The sequence below is a fragment of the Pseudomonas sp. NPDC088885 genome (assembly GCF_044750025.1).
GTDB lineage: Bacteria > Pseudomonadota > Gammaproteobacteria > Pseudomonadales > Pseudomonadaceae > Aquipseudomonas > Aquipseudomonas rustica.
The window spans coordinates 1-9,862 of the sequence record NZ_JBIVJB010000127.1; the positions used below are offsets into that span (position 1 = coordinate 1).

Here is a 9,862-nt window from a genome sequence, read left to right on the forward strand (position 1 = left end):
GAGTACCACTTCAAGATCGAGGTGGCACAGCCTGCGATAAATCTCTTCCTTGCGTTCACGTACGGCATGGTTCTGCGGCAACAACTCGCAGCAGCTATGCAGTAAATGCAGCACTTCCAATGCAAGATCGGGCTCCCAGGCGTGCAGGCCTGAGTCCTGTAATGTCTGATCGAGGGTTTCCAGCTGGTTCTTGGCCAGTTCGTATTTCTTGGCCATGAAGCACAACCGTGCGAGGGCGAACTGCCAGAAGAACCGCACGCGCCCACCCTGAGCGGCTTGCAGTCCTTGCTTGAGAATCTGCACAGCAGGCTTGAGGCCTTCCTTGCGCAGAATCGGCAGCACCTCTTCGAGGGCTTTTTCCCAGGCAGGCTGGGTTTCGACGTTGTCACTTTCGACCTTGCGCGGCGCGCTGGCGCTTTGCAGATGCGGCATGACGTTAGCGGCGATCCACGCCCGAGTAGCGGGATCGGCGAACGGTGCGCCGTCATGGAAACGCAGTTCGATAATGCCGGGCAGCCGTTGAACCAAAAGCGCGAAGTGGATTTCCACTTCGCGCATGGCCAGCTCGGCGTTGAGGTTCTGGAGACATTCCCAGACCATCCTCTGGCCATCGAACCAGAACGGCGCCTTCGCCAGGCTCGCCTCCAGTTCCACCAGCAAATCCGCGTATTTGCCCTGATCGAAGCGATCCTGATAGAGCTTGAGCTTGTCGACCGGCAGGCCGCGCAGCATGGTGATCTGCTCGGCGTTGCGCTCGGGCACCGCGTCGATGGTCATCCACAACAGCGTGCGGTTGAGGCGCAAGGCGCGCAGGTCAGTGGCTTTCTGTTTGAGCCACCAGGCACACAACGGGCGAGCGCTGTCTTGCTGGGCGCGCAATGCTTTGTGCGCGTCTTTTTCGTTGTCGATCGGCGCGCCTGGAGTGAGCAACTGGGTCGCGGCCTGCTTGACCTGCGCCACCGCTGCGCCCACCACACCGGGGGCCGGCTGATTGTCGGCAGCGCGCTGGATCATGGTTTTCAGGCGACGGGAGATCGGCAGCAGCAGCGGCGACTCATCGCCCAAGTGCTCGGCGCAAGCGGCTTCAAGACCTGTCAGGTGATCGGAGAGCTGCCGAAACATCGGCAACTGCTCTTTGATCGCAATGTTTTCGGTGATGACCTGCTCAAGACGCGGCACCAGCCAGCCGATGGCGGCGGCACGGGTGCGGGGTTTGAGCGGGTGGACGTCGGCCCAGTTGTTTTCCGACAGATGGTGCAGCAGACCGAGGCCAGCCAGCAGCCCGGGGAAGGATTCACGCTGGTACAACGACCAGGTCAGCCAGGCGCCGACACGCAAATCCTTGGATTGGGTACGCAGCAGGTTTTCGCTGTTTTCGCGGATTTTCAGCCAGTCGATCTGCCCGCTTTCGTGCATCGACGAGGCTTTGCTCAGCTCGCTTTCCAATGCCTCGAATTCGCTCGAAAAGCGAACGTCTTCGCCCGCGAAATTCTCTTTGGAAACAGAGACTTTTGCGAGTTCGAGGTAATGAGCGGAAAGTTTGCTTGAGTAGGACATCCATGGCCTTTATTAAGGATTACGGTCATACGCCTATTGGAATTGCATCGGCGCGGGACAGTATCGAAGAGCGGGTACGGGACTCATCCAATTGAGTTTGTGCTCTTTCAAGTGCGCGCATCGTAATCACTATGATGGCCACTAGCAAGCATCTGATTAAACAACAAGACGAAGTGTTGAATGAGGTTCGTAGGAGATCGCCCTATATGTTGCAAGGGAATCCCTGATATCCGTTTATATTTGCATCATTCCCATATCCCCCGCCAAACCGTTGATCTAGAGCGCTCCGAGCCAGCCGGACGCATCCTGCCGGCACCCATCTCCAATACTCGGAGGCAAGCATGACAACTTTGGAAAAAAATAGAAGTAGGACACTTCCTAAAATGCATTGGTTTCTCTGTGTAATTCGGCGGTGACAATGGTCAACAGGAAAAGTGCCATCAATTTGATGCCATATTTGTTTTACCAAACTTCACAGCCCCAGAAACACAGCACGCTCCTGCTAATCCAATAGTTATCGAAGTAGCTTCCTACAGTCCTCTCCTTCAATTCGTGCAACACCTTAAAACCCGGAAGTCTCTGACAAATCTCGGAGATACTTCTTACATCAATTTATTTCCCGCGCAGCTAGCGTGCCTTGGCAAACTTTTTACGCGTGGCGATCACGGAGGATCGGGCACCGCGCAATGACTCACTTTGCTTAAGGACAAGCCTATGTTTAGTAAGGGCAATTGCTCGCGGTTTACCCTGCACATCCCCGCCGTTCGTCATGATTTCAAGGTGCTTTCGTTTGAAGGTACTGAACGGGTCAGTCAGCTTTACGCCATTCGGATTGTCGTAGTAAGTGAGCGAACGGATATTGATCTGGAAACTCTGCTCAGCCGACCTGCGTTTTTGCAGTTCGGCGCCAATCAGGAAGGCATTCACGGGCGCATCGAAAACGTAATGCACGTTGAGTCTGGCAAACGGTTGACTCGCTATGAGCTCACACTGGTTCCCGCGCTGCACTACCTGCAATTCAGCCGCGACCAGCGGATTTTTCAGAATATGACGGTGCCGAAAATCGTCGCGCTTGTGCTGCAGCGACAGGGCATTCAGCCCGATGCCTTCATCTTCAATGTCACCACCAGTCCGGCGCGTGAGTACTGTACGCAATACGGCGAAAGCGATTTCCGTTTTATCCAGCGGCTGTGTGCCGAGGACGGCATCGCGTGGCATCACCAGCACTTGGTCGACAGACATTTGCTGGTGTTCAGCGACAGTCAGGTGTTTTTTCCCAAATTGGGAGCGACCGCTTTTCAGCCTGACAGCGGCATGGTTGCGGAACGCCCGGTGGTCAATCACCTGACCATGGGGTTCAACACGCGCACCAACACGATCACCCGTCGCGACTACGACCTGAATCGCCCGAGCCTGTTGCTGGAGAGTCGCTTCACCGCCGAGTTCACACCCGAGCTCGAGGACTATCGCTATCCGCTGCTGATGACATCCGAGAAGCACGGAAAACAGCAAGTCCGTCAGGCATTGGAACGACACCGCAGTGACTATCAATGGATTGAGGGCAAGAGCAATCAAGCGACATTGCGCAGCGGTCATCTTTTCGACCTGACTGAACATCCGCGACAGGACTGCAACGAGATGTGGTTGCTGCTGAACATCATTCATGAAGGCAAGCAGCCGCAGGTACTGGAAGAGGCTTTCAGCAGCGAGGACAAAACGGCTGACGGCTTCACTCAAGGTTATCGCAATACCTTCAAGGCCATCCCGGCCGACGTGCTTTACCGCCCGCCACTGCCAGCGCCAAGACCTGTGCTGGTTTGCCAGACCGCGCGAGTCACCGGGCCGCCCGGAAGAGAGACGTTCTGCGACGAATTCGGCAGGGTTCGCGTCGAGTTCCCATGGGACCGGGCAGAGCTCAATAGCGAGAAGAGCAGCTGCTGGATACGCGTTGCCTCCAGCTGGGCCGGGGAAGGTTTCGGGGCGATGACCATTCCGCGCATCGGCATGGAAGTGGTCGTGACTTTTCAGGAGGGTGACCCGGATCAACCGCTGATCACCGGTTGCGTACCCAACAAGGTCAAATCCCCCGCCCACCCACTGCCGGCCAACGAGACCAGAACGGTCTTGCGCACTCAAAGCTCACCGCGCAATGGCGGTTACAACGAGTTGTCGATCGAAGACCGTGCAGGCCAGGAGAAAATCTACCTGCGGGCTCAGCGCGATCTGGAACAACTGATCCTTAACGACAGCCACTGCCTGATTACCCGCGACTGCTTCGAGCAAATTGGCAATGACAGTACCAGCCTGATCGAGGGCAAGACGTTGCGCACCCACCAAGGTGTGCGCAGTACGCAGGTCAACGCCGATGACCTGCTCACGGTTAGCGGCATCAGCAGTCAGTCGGTGGGAGCGCTGGTCATTCAGGCCGGCCAGCAGGCGCATGTCACCGCAAGCAACGTGGTGATCGACGCTGGCATGAGCCTGACGCTGTCGGCGGGCGGTCACCACATCGTCATCAACGCCGGCGGGATTTTCAGCAGCGTGCCCATCGTCGAGGGAGGTGCGCCGTTGGCGGGCATCGCGCCACTCCAGCCGCCGCTGGCAGTGGGCGGAATCGTCCCTCCTGTCAGTGCCACACAGCTGTCGATCGTCAACAGTGCTCGCCAGCAGGCGGCGGATTATTGCCCGCTGTGCGAAGCCTGTGCGGCTGGGCAGTGCGGCCTGGGAGAAGTCGCATGAACCGGGTCGAACAATGGCTGCACGAACAGTCTCTGGCCGGACGAGATTTGTTTCTGATGCTCGATAACGACGGTCAGAGCGAAGCACGCACTGCGCTTGCCGCCGACCTGGGTACTGAGCAATTTCGTCATTTGTACGCGGGCACGGCAGCCGAATCATTGGCGCAAACCGGCCCGCTGCTGCTGCGGATCGACACGGCGAGCCACCCCGTCATCCAGACATTGCTCGCCACCCCCGAACGCCATTGGGGTTGGCTGGCCAGTGCCGAGCATGTCGCTCTGGAGAGTCTGGCAAGCCATTGGCGCGAGCGCGTGGTGACCGGCGAACGCCCCAATCTGGCGGTGTATCGCGTGCATGACAACCGCGTGCTCGGACGCGCGCTGGCGCATCTGCAACCCGAGCAATACGCCGCTTTGCTCGGGCCGATCAGCAGCGTCTGCTATTGGCACGCGGGGCAATGGAACGTCGCCGACAACCCGGATCCCGGCGAGCACCCGCTGCCCACCGAACCGCCATGGCTGCAGACGCCTACACCGGAGCTGATTTACGCCAACGTGCTGTTCGACAACGCCCGTCGCTATCTGGTGGGTGAGCACACTGAAGCGATGGCCAAGCTAGCGGAGCAACTCGACATGGATGACTGGTTGTGGGCACAGATTCAGCTGACGCGCTTGTGGGGCTGGCAGCAACCGGAGCAAGTGCACTTTTTACTGACCCAAAGCCTTCAGCTACCGGGGTATGTGCCGCCCAAGTCATGGTTGCCGAAACCTGAAGAAGACCCGGCGGCGCATTTTGAGCGGGTGTATCAGCAGGTGCTGTATTGGCAGGAGAGCGGAGTCTTATGAGACGTGCATTTCAATTTCTGGCGCTCGGCGGTTGCATTGCATTGACCTTGGGCTGTTCAGCTGTCAGCAAGCTAAACACATTCACCTTTGTTCCTGACTTTCCGCCTGACTTCAAATACGAACTGAAAGCCATCTACCTGCCCCTCGAAGGAGAAACGTGCAGAGTCGCAGGAAAGCCGGATTTCTGGGTCAGCTTCAATAAACCCAATATGGAATACGTCAGCAATGCGGAAATTGAGCTGTACAAAACAGCGAGTAACTGCCCGCTGGTGCTGAACCATGTGGAGATCAAGGTCATCGGCGTTTTCGGCCCAGGACGTAGTAACAGCAGCTATGACTACGCCTCATTTGCCGTGCGCCCGGAGTTGCTAGAGCGACAAATGGGTAGTTTCAGAGATGACGAGACAGCTGAGTTCTTCGGTGAGTGCATGTGGTCTTTTCGCACGGTGGGCCCGAAGCGTTACCTGATCAAACTGCTGACCTGCAAAAAAATGGATGCGCAGGGCAATGTCGGGCGAAGCCGCCCTTCAACGGCGTACACGCTGACTCAGCTGGCGGGAATAACCGTAAGGCTGAAGATCAAGTTGTCCGAACAGGAAAAACCCGCCATTGGAGATACCTGGAGCAAGGTACCCGGCGGATGGAAGCGTTGCATGGGCGACAATTTTCAAGACCAGTACGCGTTTTGCTACGGCAATCACCAGGACTTCAGCACCTTCAGGATGGTGGATGAGCGCATCTGCACCATTTACCCCGGCTGTACGGAAAACAAGGATGAGACCCCATGACGGATCAAAAAACACCGCATTCGCGGGTGTATTTCCCCCACTTCAAACGAGTCTTTCAGTGCCTGACATTGAGCACTTGTCTTGCTTTGACATCGGGTTGTGCGGCTGTGGGCAAACCGAACACATTCACCTTTGTTCCCGACTTTCCGCCTGACTTCAAATACGAACTGAAAGCCATCTACCTGCCCCTCGAAGGAGAAACGTGCAGAGTCGCGGGAAAGCCGGATTTCTGGGTCAGCTTCAATAAACCCAATATGGAATACGTCAGCACTGCAGAAATTGAGCTGTACAAAACAGCGAGCAACTGCCCGCTGGTGCTGAACCATGTTGAGATCAAGGTCATCGGTGTTTTTGGTCCGGAGCGAAGTGACAGCAGCTATGACTACGCCTCATTTGCCGTACGTCCGGAGTTGCTGGAGCGACAAATGGGTACTTTCAGAGATGACGAGACAGCTGAGTTCTTCGGTGAGTGCATGTGGCTTTTTCGCACCGTCGGGCCGAAGCGTTACCTGATCAAACTGCTGACCTGCAAAAAAATGGATGCGCAGGGCAATGTCGGGCGAAGCCGCCCTTCCACGGCGTACACGCTGACTCAGCTAGCGGGGAAAAAGGTAAGGCTGAAGATCACGTTGGCAGGTGAGGAGTTGCCCGGCTGGGGCGACACCTGGGTTCAAGTCCCAGGCGGCTGGAAACGATGCATGGGTAATGGTTTTGAAGATCAACACGCCTATTGCAACGGAAACTACAAAGACTTCAGCACGTTCCGAATGGTTGACGAAAGAGTCTGCACCATCTACCCGGGATGCACGGAAAACAGGGATGCGACTCCATGAATATAGAACCCTTAGCCGCCAGTGATGCCGCTTTCATGTCGGGGCATATTCATGCGTGTCCTCGGCGTAGTCATTCGACCAGTTTTCAACTAGTGGACGAATTTGGTGATGGAAAACCTTACGCCGGTTTGGCGTTCGAGATCGTTGATTACGAAGACACTATCTATACGGGAAAGCTCGATGCCAAGGGCTTCGGAAAAGTCGACAACCACCATTGCGGCCCGTTAGTGCTTAAAGCAAGTCGCCCATTCGAAGGTTCGGACACACTTTACAAGGCTTTGATAAAAAGGCCGTATTACCCAGTCCCCATTACCGAACTCCAGGTACGCGCCGAAAAAACCCGTTTTTTCCACAAAACAGGCGTACGTACCCAAGCCAACCCAGCAAAAGACCTCGCCGAAACCAATGCTTACTGCCAGATAGAAGTCAGCGAACTAGTAAACCACATTGCGCACTTGCCGCCTCTGGCCCTGCGGCGAGATCCACCGAACATGGTGGTGCATAAACTAATGCACCCGGCGCCAAAATCCAGAAGCTTCACCGTCGTCGATAGATCCGCGCTTGATGCCGGACTGAGCGTCCTCTTCAGTAAAGCGGATATGGCTACGGTCGAACTTGGATTCTTCCCACCCCCTCCCAAACCCGAGGGCATTGCCCTGTTGCCCAACAAGCATCACGTGCTGGAAGTACGCCCGATGAGGGCACTACGGCCCATGCTGTCGACCGGCGACGAATTCTGCGCACTAAACCTCTATCAACTGTCATTGATGGCCACGCTGAGCTACACCGATTTCGGCCAAGAGCCGAACACCCAACCGGTGAGGACTGACAGCGTGAGCTTCACCGTGCAACCCAGCAGCGGCCACTGGTTTGGCCATGCCCTGCCGCAGTTTGATGAACTGTGGAAAGTCGATGCCCTGCAAACGAAGAAGTTCTACCCCTTGTATGAGGAGGTTCCTTACTCGAAACGTCTGGAAGTGGTGCCGTTCGATCCATCGCTCTATCCCGAGGTAAACAACCCCGACTTGGGCGATCAGCAGGAGCACCCGGCCAAACTGCACTTTTTCGATGATCGCCATAAAGACAACAGCACAGACACCCAAGCCTTCATCACTCATCACGACGAGTTGATATTGATCAGCGTACGCGGGACCAGTGAAATGAAACCCGATGCGATGCGGGATGGGGATGCCTATCAGGTTCCTTTTGAGGAAGGAGAAGGCAAGGTACATCGCGGCTTCTACGGCGGCGCCCAAGCGGTTTACCCGTTTGTGGTGAGTTATCTGGAACGGTTCTACAGCGGGCAAAAACTGCTGATCACCGGACACAGTCTGGGCGGAGCAATAGCACTTATTTTGTCGGAGATGCTGCGGCGGAATCAGCGCTATCTTCCGCAGATCGTCCTCTACACCTACGGCGCCCCTCGCGCCGGCGACACCACTTTCATCGACAGTGCCAAGGCTTTGACCCACCACCGCATCGTCAACCAGAACGACCCGGTTCCGAGCGTACCCGCCACATGGATGAACACTTTCGCCAATCCAAAGCCGATGTATATCGCCAATGGAGCAGTGCTGGTTATTACCCCGGCTGCCGGTTTTGCCTTGCTTGTCTGGGGAATGACCAACTTCTTCGGCGACGAATACGGCCATCACGGTGCACTGCGTCATTTCATGCCCGTGGTGTTTGGCAAGCAACACCAATCCTCCATTCTCTGGCAGCCGGGCTGCAGCATCATCAATGATCACGGCTGTGCCGAAGCCTTGCAAAATATCAATGGCTTGCCCAAACGCGGCTCTTTTCTGAAGCAGCTCTTCGCGGCAGGCGATCACTCGATGGTCGGCAGCTACATCCCCTGCTGCTGGGCAAGCCTTCGCCGCTGGCAGGAAGCACTGCAGCTCAAACGCTCTTTGGTCACACCACGGGAGTTCGAATGGGTCAGCGGTGCATTGGAAAATATCAGAAAGCAGCTGCGCGCCGTTGAGCGCGAGATCCAGGCTCACCCCAGCGCCTATGTCCGTCACCAGGAAAGAAATCACAAGACCACGGTTCTCAACAATGAAATAGACAAAATCAAAATGACCCAGGCGCGCTTGGTCGACCTGCGCGGCCAGCGGGTCACCGAAGCCGACGTTTATGGCAGCTATGCCGACCAGCCTGAGTGGGTGCAGGAAAACCTGCTGCGCTGGAACGCTCACCCGGAAAACCTCGTTCAGGAACAACTGGCGATGATTCCGCCAGCAGCCGAAGACCACGATGCCGCCATCGCCGCGATGACCGGTGGGCATGCCGTGGGCGCGCCGTTTCTGCTGGATATTGATTCGATTGTGTAGTGGCTAAATAACGCGCGGGCAAACCTTGGCTATGCCAGAATCCAATGCCATAAAATTCGGCACCCTCTACAAAGGCTGGTAAGGAGCTTCACCTCATGGAATTGAAAGCCATATTTTTCGCAGCACTTGTTTGGCTGCCAATCACCCAAGCATCAGCGGACACCCCGTCACTGGACGGCCATTACTACCTGGTCGGCGCAATGGAAATGGGCGCTGAGTTGCTGCTGCGCAAGGACGGCACCTTTGACGCGGGTGTGTCGTATGGCAGTGCCGACGGTTTTGCCAAAGGCACCTGGCGGGTGGAGAAGGAAATACTGACGCTGAAAAGCGCAACAAAACCTGCCCCCGATAGCGATTTGTCTGCCCTGTTCGAGGATCTGCAATTGGCCATTGAGCCAAACTGCCTGGCCGTGGACTTCGGCAATGGCAAGGCCTGCTTCCGCCGCCAATAAGCCGATTTAAAGGCATAAAAAATGGGCACCCGACCGCAATCGGTGTGCCCATTTTTTCCTGCGGTTCTCCCCGTTATTCGAGGAGTTCGCCGCAATTATGGATTGACGCTGTCTTTCAACGATTTGCCTGGCTTGAACGCAACGGTGTTGCTGGCCTTGATTTTCACCGGTTCACCGGTTTGCGGGTTTTTGCCGGTGCGGGCACCGCGATGGCGTTGCAGGAAGGTTCCTACAGTGACCGCGTCGATCACAGAATCTGTGTACGACGGAGAACCTGTGGGAGCCTGGCTTGCCAGCGATGGCGTCGGCTCAGTC

General features: G+C 56.3%; 8 protein-coding genes. 6 read left to right on the forward strand and 2 right to left on the reverse strand.

Going from position 1 to position 9,862, the window contains the following annotated elements; all coding sequences use genetic code 11:
* The coding region (gene tssA / locus ACIP1X_RS26120; RefSeq protein ID WP_400755719.1) for a type VI secretion system protein TssA at positions 1–1,557 on the reverse strand (1,557 nt) is incomplete at its 3' end.
* A 714-nt stretch (positions 1,558–2,271) separates the two neighbouring features.
* On the opposite strand from tssA, the gene tssI reads away from it, so the two are divergent.
* The 6 genes from tssI to ACIP1X_RS26150 all read left to right on the forward strand — a co-directional run bounded on the left by tssI (position 2,272) and on the right by ACIP1X_RS26150 (position 9,547).
* Positions 2,272–4,296 (forward strand): type VI secretion system tip protein TssI/VgrG, encoded by a 2,025-nt coding sequence (gene tssI / locus ACIP1X_RS26125; RefSeq protein WP_400755720.1) that lies wholly within the window; start codon positions 2,272–2,274, stop codon positions 4,294–4,296.
* Positions 4,293–5,141, forward strand: coding sequence for a DUF4123 domain-containing protein (locus ACIP1X_RS26130; RefSeq protein ID WP_400755721.1), 849 nt, complete (start codon positions 4,293–4,295; stop codon positions 5,139–5,141). The genes tssI and ACIP1X_RS26130 overlap by 4 nt, the downstream gene beginning before the upstream one ends.
* Positions 5,138–5,929: a hypothetical protein gene (locus tag ACIP1X_RS26135; protein WP_400755722.1), complete on the forward strand. Its 792-nt coding sequence runs from the start codon at positions 5,138–5,140 to the stop codon at positions 5,927–5,929. Before ACIP1X_RS26130 ends, ACIP1X_RS26135 begins: the two co-directional genes overlap by 4 nt.
* Complete coding sequence (locus ACIP1X_RS26140) at positions 5,926–6,762, forward strand: hypothetical protein (protein ID WP_400755723.1); 837 nt, start codon at positions 5,926–5,928, stop codon at positions 6,760–6,762. The genes ACIP1X_RS26135 and ACIP1X_RS26140 overlap by 4 nt, the downstream gene beginning before the upstream one ends.
* A complete protein-coding gene (locus ACIP1X_RS26145; protein WP_400755724.1) occupies positions 6,759–9,095 on the forward strand; it encodes a lipase family protein in 2,337 nt (778 codons plus the stop codon). The genes ACIP1X_RS26140 and ACIP1X_RS26145 overlap by 4 nt, the downstream gene beginning before the upstream one ends.
* 95 nt (positions 9,096–9,190) lie before the next feature.
* The gene (locus ACIP1X_RS26150) at positions 9,191–9,547 is read left to right on the forward strand and encodes a hypothetical protein (RefSeq protein ID WP_400755725.1); all 357 of its coding nucleotides are present in this window, start codon (positions 9,191–9,193) and stop codon (positions 9,545–9,547) included.
* 95 nt (positions 9,548–9,642) lie between these two features.
* On the opposite strand, the gene ACIP1X_RS26155 is transcribed toward ACIP1X_RS26150, so the two are convergent.
* Positions 9,643–9,862: HU family DNA-binding protein (locus tag ACIP1X_RS26155; RefSeq protein WP_400755726.1), on the reverse strand; the 220-nt coding region annotated here is incomplete at its 5' end.

What these genes read in the sequence shown, in the direction of transcription:
- ACIP1X_RS26135 (WP_400755722.1), top strand. Translation starts at nt 5,138, where the DNA reads ATGAGACGTGCATTTCAATTTCTGGCGCTCGGCGGTTGCATTGCATTG.
- ACIP1X_RS26130 (WP_400755721.1), top strand. Translation starts at nt 4,293, where the DNA reads ATGAACCGGGTCGAACAATGGCTGCACGAACAGTCTCTGGCCGGACGA.
- ACIP1X_RS26150 (WP_400755725.1), top strand. Translation starts at nt 9,191, where the DNA reads ATGGAATTGAAAGCCATATTTTTCGCAGCACTTGTTTGGCTGCCAATC.
- ACIP1X_RS26140 (WP_400755723.1), top strand. Translation starts at nt 5,926, where the DNA reads ATGACGGATCAAAAAACACCGCATTCGCGGGTGTATTTCCCCCACTTC.
- tssI (WP_400755720.1), top strand. Translation starts at nt 2,272, where the DNA reads ATGTTTAGTAAGGGCAATTGCTCGCGGTTTACCCTGCACATCCCCGCC.
- ACIP1X_RS26145 (WP_400755724.1), top strand. Translation starts at nt 6,759, where the DNA reads ATGAATATAGAACCCTTAGCCGCCAGTGATGCCGCTTTCATGTCGGGG.